Below are 20,910 nucleotides of genomic sequence, written 5' to 3'. Positions count from 1 at the left end.
GCGACGGGCCGTCAGACCGTGGCCGCGGCGGCCCGGGACCGGTCCGCCGCGATGCGCACGGCCAGGGCCGCCAGCACCGTTCCCATCAGGTACCGCTGCACCCGCAGCCAGGCCGGACGGCCGGCCAGGAACGACGCGACCGATCCGGCGGTCAGCACGATCAGCGCGTTCACCGTCAGCGCGATGACGATCTGGACGCCGCCCAGCAGCAGGCTCTGCCCCGCCACGTGCCCCCGCGCCGGGTCCACGAACTGCGGCAGCAGCGACACGTACAGGATCGCGATCTTCGGGTTGAGCAGGTTCGTGACCAGGCCCATCGTGAACAGCCGCCGCGGCCGGTCCGGCGGCAACGGCGCCGGCGCGAACGCCGACCGACCACCGGGGCGCACCGCCTGCCAGGCCAGCCACAGCAGGTACCCCGCCCCGGCCAGCTTCACCACCGTGTACAGGGTGGGCACCAGCACGAACACCGTCGCGATGCCGGCGACCGCGGCCGCCAGGTAGACGCCGAACCCGACCGCCACCCCGGCCAGCGACACCAGCCCGGCGCGGCGGCCCTGCGTCACCGACCGGGACACCAGGTAGACCATGTTCGGGCCGGGGGTCAGCACCAGTCCCAACGCCACCAGCGCGATCCCCAGCACCGCCGTCGCATCGACCACGATCCGCCCCCGTTTTTCCCGTTCGAGTTCGGGGCCGAGCCTACGCCCCGCCCGGGGCCCGCACCGCCGATGGATCGGCAGGGGCTGGCTCTGGCGCGGTCAGCGGCAGGTGGGACGGGCTCCCTGCTGCCGCACCGTCGACTCCGACCCCTCGACGGGTTCGCGGCACGACAGGGGCAGCACCCGCCCACATGATGGGCGACACTACGGGGATGCCGGTCCTGCTGCGGGCACCCGCGACCGCCCACCGTCCCGAACTGGCGCTCCGCCCGTGGTGCGACGCCGACATCGCCGAGCTGATCGAGGTCTACCGCGACCCGGAGCTGCGCCGCTGGGTGAGCCATCCCGTCGACGACGTCGACGGCGCTCGGCGGTGGGTGACCCGCAGCCGGCAGGGCTGGGCCGCCGGCAGCCGGTTCAGCTTCGCGGTGCTGGAGCCGCAACCCGCCGCCGCCGACCGGCTCGTCGCCACGGTGGTGCTCAAGAACGTCCTGCCCGGCCGCGAACACGCCGAGGTGGGCTACTGGACGGCCGCCTGGGCGCGCGGGCGCGGCGTCGCGCCCCGGGCGGTGGAAACGGTCACCGGCTGGGCGTTCGCCCGGTTCGCCGCGACCGGGCTGACCTGCCTGGAGCTGCTGCACCAGGTGGACAACCTGGCCTCGTGTCGGGTGGCGGAGAAGACCGGCTACCTGTTCCAGGAGGTCCTGCCGGCCCGCGCGCCGTTCCCCCGTGACGGGCACCGCCACGTCCGGCGGGCGCCGGCGATCCCGCGCCACGCCCCGGCCTGAACCGCCGCGGCTGATGTACCACTTCCGCACCAAGGAGGCCCTCATGGTTGCCCTCGTCGACGAGGTGGTCGACGGGTGGGAACGGGAGCTGACCGGCCGCCTTCACGTGCCGCTGTCCGAGGCCCCCCAGGACCGGTTGCGCTCGTACCTCGACTGGTCGCTGTCGGGCACGTTCGACGTGGCCGACCTGGTGATGCTGACCGATCCCCGGTTGCGGGACCGGCTGACCGCACGGTGGGCCGAACGCCTCGGCCCGTGGCTGGAGATCCCCGACGCCCTGCCGTCGGCGATGCGCGGCCGGCTGACCAGCGTGCGCCTCATCGCCGACGGCGCCTGGTTCGCCGACGCGACCGGGACGTTCCCTCTCTCTCCCGACGAACGCGCCCGCGTCCGCGAGGTCGCCGACCGACTCCTCGGGCACTGACATGAAGAAGTGGCTGTTCCTTGCCGGCGCGATCGGCAGCGAGGTCACCGGGTCGCTCTCGCTCAAGGCGGCACTCGACCGACCAGGCTGGTACGCCCTGGTCGGCACGGGTTACGTCGCGTCGTTCATCCTGCTCTCCCTCGTGCTGCGCACCGGGATGCCGCTGGGAGTCGCCTACGGCGTCTGGGGGGCACTGGGCGTCGCCGCCACCGCGGTGCTCGCGGCGGTCATCTACGGCGAGACCCTGACCATCGTCATGATCATCGGCCTCGCTCTGATCATGTTCGGCGTGCTGGTCGTCGAACTCGGATCTCAGCACGTCGCCACCGGAACGGGGAAAGCGTGATGCGGTGGATCTTCCTGACCGGCGCGATTCTCGCCGAGGTCAGTGCCGCCCTCGCGTTACGCGCCGCGACAACCGGCTGCAAGCGCTGGTACGCCGTCGTGCTCAGCGGCTACGCCCTCGCGTTCATCCTGCTGACCCTCGCCCTCGGGCAGGGGCTGGGGATCGGTGTCGCCTACGGCATCTGGGCCGCCGCAGGCGTGGCGCTGACCGCCGTCGCCAGCCACGTCCTGTTCGAGGAGCCCTTCACCTGGCTGATGGCGGCGGGCATCGCGCTCATCATGGGCGGTGTGCTCATGGTGGAGGTCGGCGGAGCGGCCCATTGACCCGGACGCGCGGCAGCGGGGCGAGGAGTTGGTCGACCCCTGGCGCCTGGGCCTGCGCTCCCACCGGGAATGCCCGCCGCCGACGCGGCGCTACCCCGGGATGGGAAGAGGTTACGGTGGGTGCGGGAGGTGGCGACGGTGACCGACAGGTGGGAAGCGGCGGCCGAGGCGCAGATCCGCACCGCCCAGGAGCGCGGCGAGTTCGACAACCTGCCCGGCATGGGCAAGCCGCTCCCGGGACGGAACACGCCCTACGACGAGTCGTGGTGGATCAAGAGCTTCCTGGAACGTGAGGCACTGCCCACCGACCTGCTGCTGCCGACCCCGCTGCAACTGCGCCGCCGGATCGAGCGGATCCCCGACGAGGTGCGGGACCTGCCCACCGAGCAGGCCGTGCGGGCGTACGTGGGCGAACTCAACGCACAGGTCCTCGCCTGGCTGCGCAACCCGACCGGTCCGCGGATCGTCGTTCGGCCCGCCAACGCCGACGAGGTGGTCCGGCAGTGGCGCGCCGCCCGGGACCGGTCCCGGGCGGAGACGGGCTCCGCACCGCCGCCACCGCCGCCGCGGACGCGAGGCCGCCGGGGCTGGTGGCGGGCCTGGCGCCGCCGCGCCTGACCGGGGTGACGGTGCGGCAGAAGACCATGGGTGTGTCGCACCCGCGGGATCGCGGGCGATGCAGTCTCGGCCTGCGGCGTCGTCGGCATGCTGCTCGGCGGTCCGGGTATCCGGATCCGTCGATGAGCGGATACCAGCCGCTGGCTTCGGCGAGGTCTTCCGGATCAGGACGGCCGCTGGTGGTTCGAAGTGCCTGATCTATGCGAGTAGAGGCACCACGGTGCTGGCATCCGTCGCCTCGGTGTTGCTGAGGACCACGATGCGGCGATCCAGTTCCGGAATGTGGGCGGCGAACGCCTTGAAGCCTGCGTTGTGGCCGCTGTGGTGCCACGACCGCCGGCCGTTGAGCTCACCAACGAAGACGCCGTAGCCGTAACCGCTTTCGACAGGGCCCTTGCCGGTCCGCACCCGTTCGGTCAGCATCAGCGTGCGGTACGGTTCGCTCAGCAGGTGGCCGCCCTGGAGGGCATCGAGCCAGGCCAATACGTCCTTGGCCGTCGACCATACGTCTCCGGCCCCCATGCCTACCACGTCCAATTCGCAGGTCGGCAATGGCTGGCCCTCAGCGTCGTGGCCGCGCGCCAGGTTCGGCCGCGCGCCGGGCGCGCCCGCGAACGTCCTGGTCAAACCGAGGTGATCAAAGATGCGGTCTGCCAAGAAGACCCGGTACGGCGTATCGGCGGCCCGTTCGACGACGTGCGCCAGCAGCACGTACGCCGGGCTGCTGTAGCTCCAGCCCTCGCCCGGCGGGTATCGGAGTGGTACGCAGTGGAAGGTCTTCAGCAGTTCGCCGGGCTCAACCCGCTGAGCTAGGTCGATCATGGGATAGTCGTCCCAGTGACCGAGGCCGGAGGTGTGGGTGAGCAGGTGGTGCAGCGTGATGTCTCGCCACTCCTGCGGGCAGCCGTCGATCCAACGGCCCACGGGATCGTCGAGGACCAGCATGCCGTCCTCTACGAGCAAGAGCGCGGCAGCCGCGGTGAACTGCTTGCTCACAGAGGCCAGCTGATACCGCGTCTCCGTGGCGTCGTCCACGATGAAGTCCGCACCCTGCCGCACCAGAGTCTCCGCTCGCGTCATGACGCCGACCCTAGACGCTTTCGCACTCGTCAGGCGTGGACCCTGGAGCCGTCACCGACCCCGTGCACCCAAGAAGCCTGCCGACCGCCGCGGCCTGACTCCGTTGTTCTGGCAGCACGTCCAGCCCAACGGCGAGGTACGGCTGGACGTCGCCAAGCGACTGCCGCTGGCCGACGGCGCGAGTCAGGCGCTGCCCGCCAGCGGGTGGGGGCACTATCGTTCTGGCGTGCACATTCGTTTTGACGTCCCAGCCGATCCCGCCTACCCAGGGCGCGTGGCCGCTGCCTTGAGCAGTGTTCGGCTGCGTAGGTACGGTTATGTCGGCGCGGTGCTGGCGGCGGTCGGGGCGATCGGTTTCATCGTGTCGCGGGGGTTCGCGTGGGGCGAGCAGATCTCGCCGCTGTGCATGACGATGGTCGTGGGTGGGCTGCTGTCGATGCTGTACTCGCCGTGGGTGCGGTTGCGCGCCCGGCGCCGCTCCAGTCGCTACGCTGTCGAGGGCGCCTACGACATCACCGACGACAACATCATGATGCGCAGCGGCTCGGAGTCCGGCGGCATCGCCTGGGACGGGGTCGACCAGGTAAGGGACACTCCTGAGTTCTGGATCGTGTACGTCGGCCGGATGCCGGCGACCGTGATCCCCCGCCGCCTGATGTCCGCCGAGGACGCCGAAACGTTGCGAGCCCATATGGCCAAACGTGGGCTGCTCCAGCCTCGGTGAACTCAGTTGCCGCGATCCGCGCGTCACACAGCGTGGCTCGACGCCGCCGGCCTGACGCTCGAAGCTGCCGATGACAGGCGGCCAGTACACATGCGGAGGGCGGGCGGCGGCAGCCTGGCCCCGGGCTCAGTGCGCTTCGAGGACGAAGAAGATGAAGCAGAGGAACGACGTGCGGTCCCCGAGATGTGGAGGCAGGAGCTCGCGCGGAGTCTCGGGAGAGATGGGGGTTCGCTGATGACCGAGAGGCGGAAGCCCGCGTCGGTGAACGCATCCGTCATTGCGTGCAACGGCCGGTGCCAGTAGGTCAGCTCCGTGCTGTGCCCGTCGAACGTGTGCTCGTCCGACCAGCGCGCGAGGGCGAAGTAGTCGGAGTCCGGGTGCACTGCCTCGTAGACGATCGGGTGGTTCACGGACAGGAGGAGGCGGCCGCCTGGCCTCAGGACTCGTCGCAGCTCAGCCAGGGGCGCAGTCCAGTCCCGCAGGTAGTGCAGGACCAGGGACACCACGACGTCGTCGAACGCACCGTCGGCGAAGGGAAGCGGTTCGCTGAGGTCGGCCACCAGCAGCGTGGCGTCCTTGCCCAGCCGCCGTTCGGCCAGCTCGACCATCGCCGGGCTGGAGTCGAAGCCGGTCACGATGGCCCCTCGCTCGCGAAGAGCCGCGGACAAGGGACCTGAACCGCAGCCGGCATCGAGGATTCGTCGACCGTTCACATCCCCGGCAAGTCCGATCATCGCGGGCCGCTCGTAGTAGCCGTTGATCAGGTTGGATTCGTTATCCACGGAGTAGCGCTCGGCGAAACTGTCGTAGTGGTCGGCCTTCACCAGGCTGTCTCCTAAGCAGGTCCCCCGAGGTCGAAAGAACGATCCTGCCATGGAGGCGGAGACACGGATGTGGACAGGGGGTTGGCTGTCCGGCGCGTTATCAGCCTGCGGGTGCCGGCTCGGCGGGCCGAGCCGTGAAGAAGCGGACGATGTCTTCCGCTGCGGTTGGGGACAGCATCATCGCGTGGACTCGTGCGGACATTTCGGCGATCGGACGGGTCCTGGTGAACATTTCGTGTTCGTACGCCCGGATCGCTGAGTGCGGGTCGGCGGGGTTGGCGACCAGTTCGCGGGCGAGTTCCGCGGCGTCAAGCATGGCCTGGTTGGCGCCCTCGCCGACCGGCGGCATGAGGTGCGCGGCGTCGCCGATCAGGGTGACGCCCGGCTGGCTGGCCCAGCGTGTACCGATCGGCATGGCCTCGATCCGGCGCGGCGTCGCCGCGCTGTCGCCGGCTTCGATCAGTGCGGTGAGGCTTGGATCCCAGCCGTCGAACATGTTCAGCAGAGCACGCTTACTACCGATGTGGCGGTCGTCCTCGCGTAAGGACGCCGCGACTCGCAGGCTGCCGTCGCCGCTGCGTTGCGCCGCCAGGATCTGGCTTACGCCGACGCACCACAGGTTCCCGGGACCGACCAGCTCGGCGAGGTCCGGGTGGCGCCGGTCGACGTCGCTGACGCTCAGCTCCGCCAAGGTGGCCACGTAGGTCAGTTTCGCGTCGGTCAGCAGCGACCGGACTATTGACCGTGCGCCGTCCGCGCCGATGAGGATCTCGCAGTCTGCTCGGTGGCCGCCATGAAATTCCAGCCGGAAGCCCCCGTCGGGTCGCGGTGTCGCCGCGACGAGGCGGTGCCCCCACGCGACCGTGTCGCTGGGGAGTGAATCGAGCAGGAGATCACGCAGTGCGCTCCGGTCGATCTCGGGTCGTCCGGAGAACGAGCCGGGTTGCGGCTTGTGGTGCAGGAGGGTCCGGCCGGCCGGGTCGAGGATGCGAAGTTCCTCGCCCTCGGGTCGCGCTTCAGATCGGAATCGGCCGGTGAGGCCCGCTTCCGCCAGGGCGTGTTGCCCGGACTCCGGGTGCAGGTCGAGCGAGCCGCCCTGCGATCGGGCGGATCGGCTGGCCTCGCGCTCGTACACCACCGCATCGATGCCGTGTCGGTGCAGGATCCGGGCCAGGGTCAGCCCGCCGAGGCCGCCACCCGCGATCGCTATGCGCATCATCAACTTCCTTAACGTACGCTGTATCGTGTGAATACACCGTACCTTAGTGAAGCAAAGCCCGTCTGGGAGCGGCCCGAACCCCGGACGCGGGCGGCGCCGGTGCCGTTGAATCGCGAGAGGATCGCCGCTGCGGCGATCCGGGTGGCTGATGAGTACGGCCTCGATGGACTGTCGGTTCGTAGGATCGCCAAGGAGCTCGGCGTCGGTCCGATGCGGCTCTACGCCTACGTGGTCAACAGATCCGAACTGCTCGATCTGATGGTCGACGCTGTCTATGCCCGGATCGCCGAGGCCGGCCGGCAGTCCGATTGGCGTGCCACGGTCCTAGCCATCGCCCACCTGACCCGGGTCGCCGCCCTCGAACACGAGTGGTTTTCCGACCTGCTCGGTGGAAGGCCACACTTGGGTCCGAACGCGCTCGCCGTGGGTGAATCGACCGCGGCGGCGCTCAGCCAGGCCCCGGGCGTGCGCGACGTCGCCGACCTCCAGCGGGCCGTAGGAACCCTCAACGCCTTCATCATCGGAGCGCTGCGCAGAGAGGTCACCGAGCGGCGCACCGCCCGTTCCACCGGCACCGACGAGCGCGCCTGGCAGGCCAGCCTCGGCCCCTACCTGACACGTCAATTGGAAACCGGCAAGTACCCCACCATCGCCCGGCTCGTCATCGACGGCGCCCACCTCAACTCCGAGGAGAATTTCCATCGCAACCTGACCACCATCTTGGACGGCATCACCAGCCGTCCCTCCACGTGACCTCTGCTCCCAAGCCGTGGCCGGCTGAGCACCGGAACACCTGGACCGGACATCCGCATCTGCGGCCGACCGCGCGTGGCTGTGGGCCGTTGGACACGGTCCCCACCGAGACCCCGGCCGGCGCGGCGACGTCGTGAATGGTGACGATGCGGGGCCGGGTCATGCCCGGCAACGCTGCGGGTCCGCCTTCGCTGCCCGTTGCAGGACACCGGAGTCTCCGTACGCTTCGAACCCCCGCGACGTGCTTCTGCGCCAGGGCGACACGACCCAGCACGTGCACGTGGGTCGTGGTTGACGTGCAGGTTGGCCCGGGACGTCGGCGCCGCCTGCCCGGTCTTTCCCGGCAGCGCTACGAGGACTGGAAGCCCGATGACCCGGCCGGTAAGGGCGTCGCGGCCGGCCGCCCGATCCGCGACGACATCCATGAAGGTCAACGAGGCGCTGGTCGCCCGGTCGCGGCGGTCGGTGGCGCGGTCACCGGCAGGTGATCGACGCGCTCGCAACCAGACGGGCGCGCGATGGCGGCGCCTGCGGCCGGAGGGCGTCTCCTCGAAGGCGTTCACACCAGGCTTGGCAGCTGGGCGATCGCCGCGGTGTCTTCAGGCCAGCAGGTGCTCGCGCATCTTCGCGCCCAGGTTGATCCCACCTACTGCCCGAGAATTGGTCGGATCGTGCACGTCGAGGGTGTTGTTGCGGCGCATGAGCTCACGGACCGGAGGTGGCAGCCGGGGCGGGTCGTCCATAGCTGCGAGGATCTGCCCGGCGGTTGAGATCAGTCGATCGGCCAGGGCGGCGGCGTCGGTGTCTATCCGTACTCGGCCGTACTCCCAGCCGGAGGTGGTGAGGTCGAGCACCTCGAACACGCGGGTCACAAGCGGGTTCGGGTCGGTCACCCGGTCGAGCCGGGGCGCCTGGCTGCCGACTACCGCGACGGCGGCGGCCACCTGCGCGTACGGGTGGAAGCCGCACGGCAACGCGGTCAGTGGCCAGCGCAGGGCTGGGCCGGCCTCCATCCACAGCGGCCGGTAGTTCTGGCGGTGCACCAGGAGCCGCCGGCCCGTCCGTCGGTGTATTTCGTGGGCCTGGGCCTGTAGGTCCGCGTGGGCCTCGTCGGCGACCTGGCTCACGATCCGGGCCGCCACTACCAGACCGTCGTCGCCGTTCAGCATCCCGGTGACCGCCTCGACCTGCTCGGGAAACCGGATCTGCGCGTGGGCGCCATACCGGGACTGGACGTCCTGTAGCAACGCCTGCTGTCGTTCCGCATCGAGCTGGACCCGCCCGCCGCCCAGCAACCGCCGGAGCCAACGCATTTCGCCTCGTTTCAGCAGAGCCGTCCCATACCGCGGCAATGCTACAGAGGTTGAAAGGCTGGCGTCTGGGTTGTCATGGTGGTTCGGGGTCGACAGTCACGCCGGTCTGAGCGAGGAATCCGGCGATGAGGTCGGTCTGCTGCTGGCAGGCGCGTAGCCGTTGTTTGACGATGGCGGCGAGGCCGTCGACGCCGTGGACGACGATGTTCGTGATGCCGCGTTTCATCCAGGACCAGACACCCTCGGTCGGGTTGAGGCACGGCCAATGCTCTGCAGCGCTGCCGCAACCGGTCGACGTTAGGCAGTCTGGCGGCGATGTCGTACACGGTCACCGGGTGACCCTGCATGGGCAGCAAGCGACTCAATCACCTACCTGATTCGGTGCCGGCGGCGCCTATGCCGCCTTCGGTTGCCGCGTACTCCAATGCGGTGATCCGCGCGGGGCATAGGAGGGGCCGGCATCGCCGGTGGCCAGTCGCCCGTTGCTGGAACATCGACGTGGTGCGCGATGACGTGGGGGATTAGGTCGTCGCGTCGGGCGAGGAGTGCAGCGCGAGGTGCGGTCCGGACTACACGAACGCTTCCCGGACGCTATGCCCGGCCCTCACGCCTGGCGAGGATCGCAACCGATGGTCCACCCCCCCCCGCTTTGCCTCCGTCGCCGCCCTGTGCCCGGTCACCATGCGGGGCGCGAATCGCAAGGGTCAGCGCCCGGCTACGACGTCAGTGGGTGCGGCAGAGGGGCGGCTTCGCCCTTGCGCCGATGCGGCGCGGCACCAGTCGGTCCGGGATGAGTGTGCTTGTCGTTTGTGGGCAAGACTGTCTAGTAGAGATAGTTGTCAGGCGTGCTGTGACGACGTGGTCGCATCGGTGTGCCTTGTTGGTGGGCCGGGCTTGAGCGGATGTAGCCGGGCGGCTTCGACCGATCGGACGCGGTCAAGCATCGGTGACACCGCGTGACTTCACCTGTCACCTACCGGTGCAGCAGTCCCGCAGGCTCGTTCAGACCGACGACTTCAACGAGGCGAGGCGCGTGTATCTCGAGCTCGCTGACGCGACGCCCGCAATAGGCCGCGACGCCGTGTCGTGGCGCTAGACTCGCCGGCTATGGGTCTCCTCACCTTTAGCCTCAACCTCACCCTGGACGGTTGTGTCGACCACCAGGAGGGGATCGCCGACGATGAGACGCACGCCCGTTTCACCCGTTTTTTGGACGAGTGCGGGGCAATGCTGTGGGGTCGCGTCACCTACGAGATGATGGAGAGCTACTGGCCAGCCGTCGCACGCGGCGACCAGGAGGCGCCGCCGGCCATGCGCGAGTGGGCGGTCAAGCTGGAGGCCAAACCCAAGTACGTGGTGTCGTCGACGCGTAACGACTTCCCGTGGACCAACAGCCACCACATCGCCGGCGATCTGCGCGAGAGCGTGCAGAAGCTCAAGGACGCGACCCCGGCCGGGGTCCTCCTCGGAAGCGGCAAGCTCGCGACCGAGCTCGACCGGCTAGACCTGATCGACGAGTACCAGCTGCTCGTCCATCCCAGGATCGCCGGCCACGGCCCGACGCTGTACCAGGGCGGGCTGCCCGGCGCACGCCGGCTCGAGCTGCTCTCGGCGGAGCCGCTCCGCAACGGCGCGGTGGCCATGCACTACCGCCGCGCGCGCTGAATCACAGAAGTCCATCGCCGCCAGCTCACCGGCAGCGCGGTGTCCTCTCGCGCTCGCCGCGCAGCGCCGACCGGCTCCTCGAAGGCAGGGACGTCTTCGAGGAGCCGGTCGAGGGCTCCGTGGATGTCACCAGCGGCGCAGGGGATCATGGCCCGTCCTGCGCTCACTCGCCGACGCGCATCACGGGTTCATCGGGTGGTAGCGACCGCACCTCGGGCTTGTGGCGACGGGCGAGGTGATTGATGCCAGTCATGGTGGCAGCGATCACCGTGATGAGGATTGCCAGTGGTAGCGGCTGACCGTCGAAGTGCTGCATCGTCGTGTTGGAGAGCAGCGGGTCAGGGATGAGCCATCCGGCGATGAAGCCGGTGAGTCCGACGCCGAGGATGACGGCGGGCCGGTGGCGGCGGACTGCGAAGGCGGCTCCGACAGCGGCGATGGCGGCGGTGAGGATCCCGAGGACCGTCGGCACGGCGTCGGGAACGTAGACGCCGTGACGTCCCCATTCTCCGGTGCCTTTCCAGGCGAGGATCCCGAGTGGGACGAGGGCCCACCAGAACAGGCGCGGCCGGGGCGCGGTCCACCGCTCGCGGCCGGCGATCGAGAGCAGGACGAGGGTCAGAACCGGTGGGGCGTACGCGAAGAGTTGTTGGCCGGGGTTGATTCCCATGCCGGAACCGCTGAGCACGTCGATGACGAACCAACCGACGTTGACCACCAAGAATATTGCTTGCAGGGTGAGGGCGGTCCGGGTCGCGCCGCACAGCCAGGCGATCAGCGGTGCGAGGGGCAGCAGGCCGAGAACGACCATCTGCGGCCAGCTAGCGATGATGGCCGGCATGTCGGTGGCGAGGACGGCGCCGGTGAGCAGGTCCAGGGTCTGACCGGCGGGCTGGGTGCTGGCGGCGACGAGCAGGGCACTGAGTCCGGTGGTGAGGGCCGCGGTGGTGACGGGCGTCGTGAGTCGCAGCCGGATCGCCAGGGCGATGATGTTCAGTGCCTCGTGCCGACTCGGGTGTCGGCGGCCGTGGTCGAGGTCCAGCAGCAGTCCGAGCAGTTCCTCGCCGCGGGCGTTGCGGTGCGTGGCTGGCAGTAGGCGCAGCAGCCGTCGATATCGTCGCTCCAGGGGGCTCATGCCCGGGTTCATCCGCTGGTCCCAAGGCGCGGGGCGTTGCGGGCGGCACGCTTGTTGAGGCGCTCCTCGGCGAGCCGGACCGCGGTGGCCATCCGCCGGCTCTCAGCGCGGATGGCGTCTGCCCCCGTGTCGGTTAGCTTGTAAAAACGGCGTAGCCGGCCCTTCTCCACCTCGTCGTGGTCGGGGGCGATGAGCCCTTGGGTGACGAGGCGGTCGAGGGCCCCGTAGAGGGTGCCAGCGCGTAACCGGATCCTGCCGTCGGTCATCTCGTCGACCTCTGTCACCAGGGCGTAGCCGTGACGGGGTTGGTCGGCGAGGGCGGAGAGGATCAGGAACGCCTGCTCGCTGATTTCCATGCGCTATATATATCGCGGTGCGATATATATAGCAACGACTTCTCGTGCTGGAGGGACGGGACCGTCAGTACGCCCAACTCGGTGCTCGCACTGGCTGCGGCACCAGCGGTGATGCCCAGCGCGGAGAACAGGTAACTGAGCGCGTCGGCCACCACGGTGGCGACCGGCCCGAACAGGCCGACCGCCGCCCCGCCCAGCGGCGGCCCGACCGCGATGGAGCTCCACGTCGTCGACTCGAACCTCGCGTTGGCCACGAGCAGGTCATCCGGCCGGACGAGGTCCCTGAGGTAGGCGCCGCTGGCCGCGTTGAAGGCGATCTTGGCTGCGGCGACCACGGCCGAGACGACCAGCAACTGCACGAAACTGAGCCGGCCGAGGGCGTACGCGATGGGGATTGTCAGCATGACCGCGAACCGGGCCAGGTCCATCGCGATCATCACCGGCCGCTTGCGGTGAAACTCCACCCACGGCCCGAGCGGCAAGGCGATCAGCGTGCCCACTGCCGGCCCCACCGCGGACAAGGCGGACACCTGGGCGGGGCTGGCATGCAGCACCAGCACGGCGATCAGCGGCAGGGCACCGAACCCCAGCCCAGAACCGTAGGCGCTGACCGCGTACGCCGCCCACAGCCATCCGAACTGCCGCCCCAGGGATCGTCTCGCAGCCAAGCGCCACACTCCCGCATCGAACAACTCGCCGTTGACCGCTGCGATCAAACCAAGGCCTGGGACGACGGACCAAACAACCGCGCCAGCGGTGAGCCACAACCAGACGTTGTGAGAGTAGGGTCTGCTCCGTGGATCTCGACGCCGTCCGTACCTTCGTCGCCGCCGCGGATGCCGGCCAGTTCCAGGACGCCGCCGCCGCGCTGTCGATCACCCAGCAGGCCGTGTCCAAGCGCATCGCCGCGCTGGAGAGGGACTTGGAGGTACGGCTGTTCACCCGCACGGCTCGCGGCGCCCAACTCACGATCGACGGCCAGGCCTTCCTGCCCCACGCCCGGGAACTGCTCCGGGTCGAGGCGCGCGCCGACGCTTCCGTGCGCCCCGGTCGGCGCGCCCTCCGCGTGGACGTCCACAGCCGACGGACCGCGCCAGCGGTGCTGCTACAGGACTTCCACCGTGCGCATCCGCGGATCGAGCTGGATGTCGTGACCCTCGATGCCGACGTCCATGCCGCGACCGCCGCCGTCGAGGCGGGGGCGGTCGACGCCACCTTCCACGCCGTCACCGTCCCCGCGCGTCAACTGCCAGGCGCGATCAGGACCGCCCGCGTGATCGACGAGCACCACGAGGTCCTCGTTGGGCCACGCCATGCGCTCGCCAACGCCCGCGCCGTCACGCCCGCACAACTCGCCGAACACCGCATCTGGATGCCCGGCATGGCCCCCGGTACCGAGTGGGCCGACTACTACGACGAACTCGCCGCCGCGTTCCGCCTCACCATCGACCGGGTCGGGCCGGTCTTCGGGAACGAGGCACTGCTGGCCGAGATCGCCGAATCCTCGGAACTGGCGACGTTGGCCGGCGAACGCACGCGATACCTGTGGCCGGACAGCTACGACCTGCGGCGCATACCGGTACGTGACCCGGCACCGATCTACCCCATGTCACTGATCTGGCGCGACGACAACCCGCATCCCGCGCTCACCAAACTTCGTGACCACCTCGACTCCAGACGAGCGGAGGCACCCGACACCGAGGTCTGGATTCCGACGTGGGGGACAGCGACCATCCCAAGGTCACGAGCCAGACAGTGACGAATTCGTCACGGCCGGGGACGGTGAGCCCAGCATGTCCTCGATGAGGTCGGCGGCCCGAGTGCTGCCACCCTCGGCCCGCGCGGCAGCACGGAGCAGCGCCAGACGGCGGCTGACCTCCGCGTCGGCGACAAGTTCGCTCAGGGCGGTCCGCAGCGCCACCGCGGTGGCCTGCGAGGTATCGATGCGGCGGGCCACGCCCAGCTCGACGAGCCGGTCGGCGTTGCTGAACTGTTCGGCGGCCTGCGGAACGGCGATCATCGGAACACCGGTGAACAGCCCCTCACTGCTGCCGCCCATCCCCGCATGGGTGACGAATGCGTCGGCCTGTTCCAGAACCGCCAACTGAGGTACCCAGGAACGCACCTCCACGTTGGGCGGGATGTCGCCGAGTTCCCGAGGGTCGGTGTGCCTGCCGATCTGGAGTACGACGTGCCAGCCCGGCAGGTTGCCGTAGGCGGCCAGGCACTGGCGGTAGAACTCCGGCTGGCGGGTGTACGCCGAGCCCAGGGAGACCAGAAGCACGTGCTCGGCATCGGCGGGACGGATCCAGACGTCGTTACCCCCACTCGGGCCGGGACAGCGGCCGACGAACGTCACCGCATCGGTGTCGACCTGGTCGGCGTGTGGTTGCATCGCCCGGGGGATCAGGGCCAGGGCTCGCGCGGGGCGGCCGGAGAAGGCGTCCACGTCCGTGGTGGACGCCCCGCACTCCGCGAGCCACTGCGCGAACTTCGCCCGGTACGCGTCGGCGCCCGGCAGTTGCCACAGGTGTGCCGCGACGTCCTGGTCGTAGCTCCTCCACGCCACGAAGGTCGGGGACAACTGCATGACGGGACGGTTCTGCGTCTCGGCGAGGGCACGTGCGGCGTAGGCGCCGATGTCGTACAGGTAGAGGTCCGCGCGGTCGTGGTCGTAGGCGGCGCGCAACTGCGGGAGGGCCTGGATGGCGTCGTCGAGGAAGAGGCCCATCGCGGCGATGGGGTCGTCGGGCCAGTTGTTGTCGGCGACCGGCAGCGTGGAGGTGCAGGGGACGAGTTGGGCGCCGGTGGCGGCGATCAGGTCGGCCACCGCCGGGTCGTTGGCGTAGGTCACCCGGTGGCCGCGGGCCACCAGCTCGCGGATGACCTCGAGGCTGGGCAGGACGTGACTGACGGCGGGGATACCGACCATCGCGATGTGGGCCCGGCGACGGGACATGGCGGACTCGTTTCAGATCTAAGGCGAAGAGGACACGGCAAGCCGGTGCGCCAACTGCCCGACAGGTGTGCCCTGTCGTGGCGGCGCCCGGGTGTGCGGGACGGAAGCGGGGCATCGCCCCGTCCGGGTCAGCCGTAGATCTGATGGAAGTACATGCCCGAGACTCTAGCCCGGGACGGCGGCTTCGAGTTCGGCGATGCTGCCCGACATGATCGTCCGCAGGTGCTCGGTGATGTGTTCCGCCGGCCAGTCCCACCAGGCCACTGCCAGCAGCCGGGCAACGTCCCGGTCGGTGTAGCGGGTGCGGATGAGCCGGGCCGGGTTGCCGCCGACGATCCCGTAGTCGGGCACGTCCGTGGTGACCACGGCGCCGGAGCCGATGATCGCGCCGTGTCCGATCCGTACGCCAGGCATCACCATCGCGTCGTAGCCGAACCAGACGTCGTTGCCCACGACGGTGTCGCCACGATTCGGCAGGCCGGCGAGCAGGTCGAAGTGTTCCGACCACGAGCCGCCCATGGTGGGGAAGGGGAAGGTCGACGGGCCGTCCATGCGGTGGTTGGCGCCGTTCATGATGAACCGCACTCCCGTGCCCAGTGCACAGAACCTGCCGATGACGAGCTTCTCCGGCCCGTAGTGGTAGAGCACGTTGCGCGTCTCGAACTCGGTCGGGTCGTGCGGGTCGTCGTAGTAGGAGTACTCCCCGACCTCGATCAGCGGGGACTTCACCAGCGGCCTGAGCAGCACCACCCGTGGCTGATCAGGCATCGGATGGAGCACGGTCGGGTCGGCGGGCACAGGCATGGCGGGCGGCTCCTCCTGGGTCGCGGGTCAGTTCCAGTCCCATGATCGCGGTACCGCGCCGGCCGGAACACCGATTTGACTCCAGCGGGTCAGGGCAGCGCGGCTTGCCACGTCCACGAGGTGCGGCGGGGTCGGCCCGCGAACTCCGCCCGGCCGGTCATCCACAGCAGCACCTGCGCCGGCGGACCCGGCGGGGCGTCGGAAAACAGCCGGTCCAGCGCGGCGACTCCCGCCCGGTGTGCGGCCCGAGCGCGCAGAGCATCGCGTCGGTCGCCACCCGGACGTACGCCCCACCCGTCTGCGTCGTCCCCGGACCGGGCCAGCCCGCACCCCTCCCGACAACCCACCCCGATTATCGGATTACCGGTAACGGCAATCCGATAATCGGGGTGGGCAAAACGGGCAAAAAGGCACTGCATCATAATGACAGTTATGTGCGGCCATCGAGGCGGATGGCGTCAGGAGGTCTGCTGCCGGCTTGTCCTGTCCCAGTGGATCTGAGACTTCCCGCTGAAGTTAGGGTCGTTGGCCCGACTATCTGCGGCCCGATCCAGTGAAGCTGTGGCGGCGGCTGCTTGAGTGAGCCGGACCCGGGTGACGTCCTGGTAGGCCGTGCTGGCGACGCGGACTGGTTAGTACGTCCGGCTAGCAGAGCTCGGTTACTTCGGTGACGATCGCCACGTCCACTGCTGGCCGGCGTGGCTTGACCTGACCGAGCGCCTGCTCACGGCGAGCCAGAGCGAGAGACGAGCGAGGAGCTAAGAGCCTCTCTTGTCTCGTTCGAGGACCAGCAGCGCGGCCGAGCGTCTCGGGCGCCTGATCTACGAGGTGGTCGGGCTCGCTGCTCGCGGCGAGATGAGTGCGGCAACTCATCCTCCGGGTGCGGCTGGCCACCATCCTCGTAACCATGACTCCTCGTCGCCCGGTCAAGTTGGCAACGGCTGCACTTCTGCTGCTCACGCAGGCAGCCTGCGGGTCGGACGCACCCACGCGGGAGGAAACCAGCCGGGAAGCGCAATCGGCCGCAGCCCGGCAGGCAAGCGCTTCGAGCGCAGAGCAGATCGGCATCGTGCTCTCCGCCGTGGCCCGGGCGTCGCCGCTCAGGCCCGCCGCAACGTCAACGCGGGACGTCTGCCATGCCGGAGCCACCAATGGCCTGTGGCCGCACGACGACTACCGCCTCAGTTGCGGTCTCAGCGAGATCAGGTACTTCGGGGCCGGCGGTGACCTTCTGGATGTACTGCGCGAGGTTGACAAGGGCGCCAAGGCTGCCGGACTGATGCCGGTCACCACCTCGGCCATCGAGGATGTCGAGAGGTACTACGCGGCGAACGGCAAGACCGATGACGGGTTACTGCTGCCCCTGCCGGGCCTGAGCTACCTCGTACCTGGGCACGGCTGGACGGTTCAGGTCGGGTGGTCGCAGGACAACATCCCGTTGAACGATCAACCGGTCCCGGACCTCACCTGGCCGACTGTCTTCGTTGAGGCCCACCCCGTTGACTTTTACACGCTGCGGAGTGGCCTGCTGGAAAGGCGCGAGTTTCTCGTCACCATCTCCTCGGGGACCACGTACTACGAAGTTCCCTGGCCTTCCTGACGAGCACGCAGGACCGGCAGTCTTGAGCTTCTCCTTACTACTAGGGGTTCTGCGGCCGGTCAGATGCCGGAGGTGGCGGCGGCGACCAGGAATGACGGGGCACGTCGGCCGCCCGCACCGGTCGCCTGGCCTTGCGTGCTTTCCGGCCCGCGTCGGCGCTGTCCCGCCGGCAGGTACACAGAACGGCCCGGGCCGGCGGATCGGTGGGCGACCGCAATGGCGGCCAAGGCCCGGTCGATCGTGCTGGCCGCCTTGGCCTCCTCAGCGACACCGGCGAGGCGAAGGAGCCCGGCCAGTACCCGGCCACCCGGAGGGCCGAGCGACCCTCTCGCTCTACGACCAGCTCGCCGACATGGCCAAGGATGGCGGCGACCTCCCCGGCGACGTCGTCCCGCTGGCGGTGCAGGAGCCTGCCGCCGGAGGCCACCCGCAGCGACCGGCGGACGATGCCGCGTGCCGCGTAGCCCCGTTCGGCGTGCTGTACCGCGTCACCGGGAACGGCGAACACGTCGGTGGGGGTGGCCAGGAACGCCAGCGCCACGTCGTCGCGGCGGTCCTGCAACCGGACAGTGAGCGCGTCGACCGCTGTGGCGACCCGGACGTTGGTCGCGCCGTCGGCGTAGACGTAGTTGCCCAGGACGAGCCGGCCGTCGACACCGAGCAGCCAGTCGGCCACCTGCGGAAGGTGGTGCAGCAGGTCGGCGCCGGCGCGGGCGGCCAACGCGCCGTCGTCGGTGCCGGTGCCGGCCGGGACGGGCAGGTGGAGCCGACCCCCGGAGCGGCGCGTCGTGTGCAGCAGACGCCGCCAGATCTCCGGGCGTGGCAGGTCGACCGCGACGACGTCGCCGCCCCAGCGCAGCACGGACGGCAGCGGGCCCATCTCCGCGCCCGCGCCGAGCACCACGATGCGCTGGTCGCGCAGGTCGAGCCAGTCCGGGTTGGCCATGACGGCACGTACCGCGTCGGCGCAGGACGGCTCGACGACGCCGGCGGTGACCCACGCGTCGAGCCGGCGGCGCAGGTCGTCGCCGCGCAGCCGTCGGCCCCGGTACGGCAGCGACAGCTCGCGCTCGACCGCACCGGTGCCGGTGACCGTCGCCGTCCGCAGCGGCTCGACATCGGTGGAGGTGGCGAACACGTCGCCGAGGCCGATCTCGGTGCCGTCGGCGCGGAGCACGGCCATCCGGCGATGCAGCGAGGCGAGCCCGTCGCGGGCGATCGTCACCGCGGCGTCGCGTGAGAGCAGCCGGCCTCGACGAGCCGCCGGAAGTGCCCGAGGTATCCGTGCCGCCAGTTCGTCTCGTGTTCCGCCGAGCGCGCGCCGACCGGATCGACGGCACGCAGGGCGTCGGCCACGACCGCCCGCCCGAGCACCGACGTACTGCGTCCCGCGTCGGTCTTCGGAAACACCACCCCCGTCGGACCCTCCACGAACACCGTCCTCCATCGCCCTGAGCCAACGGTGTCACTCTGCCGCACCGGGCGGCCTCCTGCACGGACCCGGGGATCAATGGAACCCGTGGCCGGCGCTGAGATTGGTTTGGTCGTCCAGCGCACGCCGACGCTTCGGGAGAGCTTGTCCGTCCACAGCGGACGACAACGGAAAGGGCAAGGAGGTTACCCACTCCTGGCCACCTTCAACGTATAGCGCACCGGGGGCCTTGCGGCAAGACCCGGGTCGTCCCGCAGAATCTCCAGCCGAAGCAGAACCTGCGGAAATCAGGGATTCGCGAAGTACGTGTGCTCTTGTCGACGTAGGGGTCTCGCGGGACGTCGAACGGTCGGTGGGAGTCGCGGTATTCGGCGTGCAGGTACGGGGGTACGCGCCGCCGGACTGGGCGGGGGACTGGCCGAGCTGCGGCCTTGTCGAATGGGGGGTCTTCATGATCGACGTGATCGTTGCCGGCGGCGGACCGACGGGCCTGATGCTGGCCAGCGAGTTGCGGCTGCACGGCGTGCACACCCTCGTGCTGGAGAAGGAGTTGCAGCCGCCCCGCCATGTCCGCGCGCTCGGCCTGCACGCGCGCAGCGTCGAGGTGATGGACCAGCGCGGTCTGCTGCGGCGGTTCCTCGCGCTCGGCCAGCAGCACCCGGTCGGTGGCTTCTTCGCCGCCCTCACCAAGCCGTCGCCGGACCGGCTGGACACCGCACATCCGTACGTCCTCGGCATCCCGCAGACCACCACCGATCGCCTGCTGGCCGAGCGCGCCGCCGAAGTCGGCGCCGAGATCCGGCGCGGCTGCGAACTGGTCGGCCTGAGCCAGGACGACCACGGGGTGACTGTCGAGCTGGCCGACGGCACGCGGCTGCGCTCGCGCTTCCTCGTCGGCTGCGACGGTGGCCGCAGCACGGTGCGCAAGCTGCTCGGCGTCGGCTTCCCCGGCGAGCCCACCAGGGTCGACACGCTGCTGGGCGAGATGGAGGTGGGCGTGCCGCCGGAGACGCTGGCCGCCGTGGTGGCCGAAGTCCGCGAGACCCAGAAGCGGTTCGGCGTCGGGCCCTTCGGGAACGGGGTGTACCGCGTCGTCGTGCCCGCCGAGGGGGTGGCCGAGGACCGCTCGGTCCCGCCGACCCTCGATGAGTTCAGGCAACAGCTGCGGGTGTTCGCCGGCACCGACTTCGGCGTGCACTCGCCGCGCTGGCTCTCCCGCTTCGGCGATGCCACTCGGCAGGCCGAGCGTTACCGGACCGGCCGCGTGCTGCTGGCCGGCGACGCGGCGCACATCCATCCGCCGACCGGCGGGCAGGGGCTCAACCTCGGCATACAGGACGCGTTCAACCTCGGCTGGAAACTGGCCGCCGAGGTCAACGGCTGGGCACCGGAAGGTCTGCTGGACAGCTACCACACCGAACGGCATCCGGTGGCCGCCGACGTGCTGGACAACACGCGCGCGCAGATGCACCTGCTGTCCCCCGAGCCGGGTCCCCGGTCGGTGCGCCGGCTGCTGTCGGAGCTGATGGACTTCGAGGACGTGAACCGGTACCTGATCGAGAAGATCATTGCGATCGGGGTCCGCTACGACTTCGGCGCGGGGCATGAACTGCTCGGCCGGCGGATGCGGGACGTGGGGCTGAAGCGGGGGCGGCGTCTCTACGAGCTGCTGCACGGCGGTCGCGGGCTGCTGCTCGACCAGACCGGCCGGCTCTCGGTGGCGGGCTGGGCAGATCGGGTCGACCACGTCGTCGACGGCAGCGAGGAACTGGACGTGCCCGCGGCGCTGCTGCGGCCCGACGGCCACGTGGCGTGGGTCGGTGAGGACCAGCAGGATCTGCTCAACCAGCTACCCAGGTGGTTCGGCGCTGCCGTCGGCTGACCT

Annotated in this window: 25 protein-coding genes; 12 read left to right on the top strand and 13 right to left on the bottom strand. The window is 69.8% G+C overall.

The genetic code is table 11. The features are described 5' to 3' along the window. Positions 1-11 precede the first annotated feature (11 nt). Entirely contained in the window at positions 12-590 is a 579-nt protein-coding gene (locus C5N14_RS23040) for a LysE family translocator (RefSeq protein WP_243639967.1), read from the bottom strand. Between the two features lie 284 nt (positions 591-874). On the opposite strand from C5N14_RS23040, the gene C5N14_RS23035 reads away from it, so the two are divergent. The 5 genes from C5N14_RS23035 (at position 875) to C5N14_RS23015 (ending at position 3,161) form a co-directional block, all read left to right on the top strand. Next, positions 875-1,450: a GNAT family N-acetyltransferase gene (locus C5N14_RS23035; protein ID WP_117670513.1), complete on the top strand. Its 576-nt coding sequence runs from the start codon at positions 875-877 to the stop codon at positions 1,448-1,450. A 43-nt stretch (positions 1,451-1,493) separates the two neighbouring features. Next, positions 1,494-1,874, top strand: a complete 381-nt coding sequence (locus C5N14_RS23030; RefSeq protein ID WP_128763649.1) for a TetR/AcrR family transcriptional regulator — start codon at positions 1,494-1,496, stop codon at positions 1,872-1,874. 1 nt (position 1,875) lies between these two features. Beyond that, the gene (locus C5N14_RS23025) at positions 1,876-2,220 is read left to right on the top strand and encodes a multidrug efflux SMR transporter (protein ID WP_117670509.1); all 345 of its coding nucleotides are present in this window, start codon (positions 1,876-1,878) and stop codon (positions 2,218-2,220) included. Then, positions 2,220-2,543 carry a multidrug efflux SMR transporter gene (locus C5N14_RS23020; RefSeq protein WP_117670507.1) on the top strand — a complete coding sequence of 108 codons (324 nt, stop codon included), beginning with the start codon at positions 2,220-2,222 and terminating at the stop codon, positions 2,541-2,543. Before C5N14_RS23025 ends, C5N14_RS23020 begins: the two co-directional genes overlap by 1 nt. Before the next feature lie 138 nt (positions 2,544-2,681). Continuing rightward, positions 2,682-3,161, top strand: coding sequence for a DUF1992 domain-containing protein (locus C5N14_RS23015; protein WP_117670663.1), 480 nt, complete (start codon positions 2,682-2,684; stop codon positions 3,159-3,161). A gap of 198 nt (positions 3,162-3,359) precedes the next feature. Here C5N14_RS23015 and C5N14_RS23010 read toward each other — a convergent pair whose 3' ends face one another. Further along, on the bottom strand, positions 3,360-4,196 hold the full coding sequence (locus tag C5N14_RS23010) for a serine hydrolase domain-containing protein (protein ID WP_117670661.1): 837 nt from the start codon (positions 4,194-4,196) through the stop codon (positions 3,360-3,362). Between the two features lie 271 nt (positions 4,197-4,467). Between C5N14_RS23010 and C5N14_RS23005 the strand changes: the two genes are divergently transcribed. Next, positions 4,468-4,965 (top strand): YcxB family protein, encoded by a 498-nt coding sequence (locus tag C5N14_RS23005; protein ID WP_117670659.1) that lies wholly within the window; start codon positions 4,468-4,470, stop codon positions 4,963-4,965. Between the two features lie 23 nt (positions 4,966-4,988). On the opposite strand, the gene C5N14_RS23000 is transcribed toward C5N14_RS23005, so the two are convergent. Continuing rightward, entirely contained in the window at positions 4,989-5,789 is an 801-nt protein-coding gene (locus C5N14_RS23000) for a class I SAM-dependent methyltransferase (RefSeq protein ID WP_243639946.1), read from the bottom strand. Positions 5,790-5,889: 100 nt separating this feature from the next. Next, a complete protein-coding gene (locus C5N14_RS22995) occupies positions 5,890-7,005 on the bottom strand; it encodes an NAD(P)/FAD-dependent oxidoreductase (protein ID WP_117670657.1) in 1,116 nt (371 codons plus the stop codon). Between the two features lie 30 nt (positions 7,006-7,035). Between C5N14_RS22995 and C5N14_RS22990 the strand changes: the two genes are divergently transcribed. Next, the gene (locus C5N14_RS22990) at positions 7,036-7,761 is read left to right on the top strand and encodes a TetR/AcrR family transcriptional regulator (RefSeq protein WP_243639944.1); all 726 of its coding nucleotides are present in this window, start codon (positions 7,036-7,038) and stop codon (positions 7,759-7,761) included. A gap of 287 nt (positions 7,762-8,048) precedes the next feature. Further along, positions 8,049-8,249: a hypothetical protein gene (locus C5N14_RS32330; protein WP_165878197.1), complete on the top strand. Its 201-nt coding sequence runs from the start codon at positions 8,049-8,051 to the stop codon at positions 8,247-8,249. A gap of 111 nt (positions 8,250-8,360) precedes the next feature. Here the strand turns inward: C5N14_RS32330 and C5N14_RS22985 are convergent, their stop codons facing one another. Together C5N14_RS22985 and C5N14_RS32325 are read right to left on the bottom strand one after the other, a co-directional pair. Further along, positions 8,361-9,074 carry a hypothetical protein gene (locus C5N14_RS22985; RefSeq protein ID WP_117670503.1) on the bottom strand — a complete coding sequence of 238 codons (714 nt, stop codon included), beginning with the start codon at positions 9,072-9,074 and terminating at the stop codon, positions 8,361-8,363. 73 nt (positions 9,075-9,147) lie between these two features. Then, the gene (locus tag C5N14_RS32325; RefSeq protein ID WP_165878201.1) at positions 9,148-9,300 is read right to left on the bottom strand and encodes a hypothetical protein; all 153 of its coding nucleotides are present in this window, start codon (positions 9,298-9,300) and stop codon (positions 9,148-9,150) included. Positions 9,301-10,181: 881 nt separating this feature from the next. On the opposite strand from C5N14_RS32325, the gene C5N14_RS22980 reads away from it, so the two are divergent. Further along, positions 10,182-10,739: a dihydrofolate reductase family protein gene (locus tag C5N14_RS22980; protein ID WP_117670655.1), complete on the top strand. Its 558-nt coding sequence runs from the start codon at positions 10,182-10,184 to the stop codon at positions 10,737-10,739. A gap of 163 nt (positions 10,740-10,902) precedes the next feature. Here the strand turns inward: C5N14_RS22980 and C5N14_RS22975 are convergent, their stop codons facing one another. The 3 genes from C5N14_RS22975 to C5N14_RS22965 are packed head-to-tail and all read right to left on the bottom strand — an operon-like array spanning position 10,903 to position 12,898. Next, the gene (locus C5N14_RS22975) at positions 10,903-11,874 is read right to left on the bottom strand and encodes a hypothetical protein (protein ID WP_117670501.1); all 972 of its coding nucleotides are present in this window, start codon (positions 11,872-11,874) and stop codon (positions 10,903-10,905) included. Positions 11,875-11,882: 8 nt separating this feature from the next. Next, the gene (locus tag C5N14_RS22970) at positions 11,883-12,230 is read right to left on the bottom strand and encodes a PadR family transcriptional regulator (RefSeq protein ID WP_117670499.1); all 348 of its coding nucleotides are present in this window, start codon (positions 12,228-12,230) and stop codon (positions 11,883-11,885) included. Then, entirely contained in the window at positions 12,203-12,898 is a 696-nt protein-coding gene (locus C5N14_RS22965) for an MFS transporter (RefSeq protein ID WP_243639943.1), read from the bottom strand. The genes C5N14_RS22970 and C5N14_RS22965 overlap by 28 nt, the downstream gene beginning before the upstream one ends. A 128-nt stretch (positions 12,899-13,026) precedes the next feature. Between C5N14_RS22965 and C5N14_RS22960 the strand changes: the two genes are divergently transcribed. Continuing rightward, the gene (locus C5N14_RS22960; RefSeq protein ID WP_117670497.1) at positions 13,027-13,989 is read left to right on the top strand and encodes a LysR family transcriptional regulator; all 963 of its coding nucleotides are present in this window, start codon (positions 13,027-13,029) and stop codon (positions 13,987-13,989) included. On the opposite strand, the gene C5N14_RS22955 is transcribed toward C5N14_RS22960, so the two are convergent. Continuing rightward, entirely contained in the window at positions 13,972-15,189 is a 1,218-nt protein-coding gene (locus C5N14_RS22955; RefSeq protein WP_117670495.1) for a macrolide family glycosyltransferase, read from the bottom strand. The two genes, C5N14_RS22960 and C5N14_RS22955, sit on opposite strands and share 18 nt — an antisense overlap. A 165-nt stretch (positions 15,190-15,354) precedes the next feature. Then, complete coding sequence (locus tag C5N14_RS22950; protein ID WP_117670493.1) at positions 15,355-15,993, bottom strand: CatB-related O-acetyltransferase; 639 nt, start codon at positions 15,991-15,993, stop codon at positions 15,355-15,357. Positions 15,994-16,873: 880 nt separating this feature from the next. On the opposite strand from C5N14_RS22950, the gene C5N14_RS22940 reads away from it, so the two are divergent. Beyond that, positions 16,874-17,593 (top strand): hypothetical protein, encoded by a 720-nt coding sequence (locus C5N14_RS22940; RefSeq protein WP_128763647.1) that lies wholly within the window; start codon positions 16,874-16,876, stop codon positions 17,591-17,593. Positions 17,594-17,633: 40 nt separating this feature from the next. Here C5N14_RS22940 and C5N14_RS22935 read toward each other — a convergent pair whose 3' ends face one another. Further along, complete coding sequence (locus C5N14_RS22935) at positions 17,634-18,818, bottom strand: hypothetical protein (RefSeq protein ID WP_117670487.1); 1,185 nt, start codon at positions 18,816-18,818, stop codon at positions 17,634-17,636. After that, positions 18,815-19,024 carry a hypothetical protein gene (locus C5N14_RS22930; protein ID WP_128763646.1) on the bottom strand — a complete coding sequence of 70 codons (210 nt, stop codon included), beginning with the start codon at positions 19,022-19,024 and terminating at the stop codon, positions 18,815-18,817. Before C5N14_RS22930 ends, C5N14_RS22935 begins: the two co-directional genes overlap by 4 nt. 452 nt (positions 19,025-19,476) lie before the next feature. On the opposite strand from C5N14_RS22930, the gene rox reads away from it, so the two are divergent. Next, positions 19,477-20,907: a rifampin monooxygenase gene (rox, locus tag C5N14_RS22925; RefSeq protein ID WP_117670483.1), complete on the top strand. Its 1,431-nt coding sequence runs from the start codon at positions 19,477-19,479 to the stop codon at positions 20,905-20,907. The last annotated feature ends 3 nt before the right edge of the window (positions 20,908-20,910 follow it).

Source organism: Micromonospora sp. MW-13, assembly GCF_003434305.1.
Lineage (GTDB): Bacteria > Actinomycetota > Actinomycetes > Mycobacteriales > Micromonosporaceae > Micromonospora.
This window is presented reverse-complemented; position numbering and strand designations above follow the sequence as displayed.

What these genes read in the sequence shown, in the direction of transcription:
- C5N14_RS22975 (WP_117670501.1), bottom strand. Translation starts at nt 11,874, where the DNA reads ATGAGCCCCCTGGAGCGACGATATCGACGGCTGCTGCGCCTACTGCCA.
- C5N14_RS32325 (WP_165878201.1), bottom strand. Translation starts at nt 9,300, where the DNA reads ATGAAACGCGGCATCACGAACATCGTCGTCCACGGCGTCGACGGCCTC.
- C5N14_RS22985 (WP_117670503.1), bottom strand. Translation starts at nt 9,074, where the DNA reads ATGCGTTGGCTCCGGCGGTTGCTGGGCGGCGGGCGGGTCCAGCTCGAT.
- C5N14_RS22995 (WP_117670657.1), bottom strand. Translation starts at nt 7,005, where the DNA reads ATGCGCATAGCGATCGCGGGTGGCGGCCTCGGCGGGCTGACCCTGGCC.
- C5N14_RS23035 (WP_117670513.1), top strand. Translation starts at nt 875, where the DNA reads ATGCCGGTCCTGCTGCGGGCACCCGCGACCGCCCACCGTCCCGAACTG.
- C5N14_RS22970 (WP_117670499.1), bottom strand. Translation starts at nt 12,230, where the DNA reads ATGGAAATCAGCGAGCAGGCGTTCCTGATCCTCTCCGCCCTCGCCGAC.
- C5N14_RS22980 (WP_117670655.1), top strand. Translation starts at nt 10,182, where the DNA reads ATGGGTCTCCTCACCTTTAGCCTCAACCTCACCCTGGACGGTTGTGTC.
- C5N14_RS23025 (WP_117670509.1), top strand. Translation starts at nt 1,876, where the DNA reads ATGAAGAAGTGGCTGTTCCTTGCCGGCGCGATCGGCAGCGAGGTCACC.
- C5N14_RS23040 (WP_243639967.1), bottom strand. Translation starts at nt 590, where the DNA reads ATGGTCTACCTGGTGTCCCGGTCGGTGACGCAGGGCCGCCGCGCCGGG.
- C5N14_RS22955 (WP_117670495.1), bottom strand. Translation starts at nt 15,189, where the DNA reads ATGTCCCGTCGCCGGGCCCACATCGCGATGGTCGGTATCCCCGCCGTC.
- C5N14_RS23020 (WP_117670507.1), top strand. Translation starts at nt 2,220, where the DNA reads ATGCGGTGGATCTTCCTGACCGGCGCGATTCTCGCCGAGGTCAGTGCC.
- C5N14_RS22950 (WP_117670493.1), bottom strand. Translation starts at nt 15,993, where the DNA reads ATGCCTGTGCCCGCCGACCCGACCGTGCTCCATCCGATGCCTGATCAG.
- rox (WP_117670483.1), top strand. Translation starts at nt 19,477, where the DNA reads ATGATCGACGTGATCGTTGCCGGCGGCGGACCGACGGGCCTGATGCTG.
- C5N14_RS23030 (WP_128763649.1), top strand. Translation starts at nt 1,494, where the DNA reads ATGGTTGCCCTCGTCGACGAGGTGGTCGACGGGTGGGAACGGGAGCTG.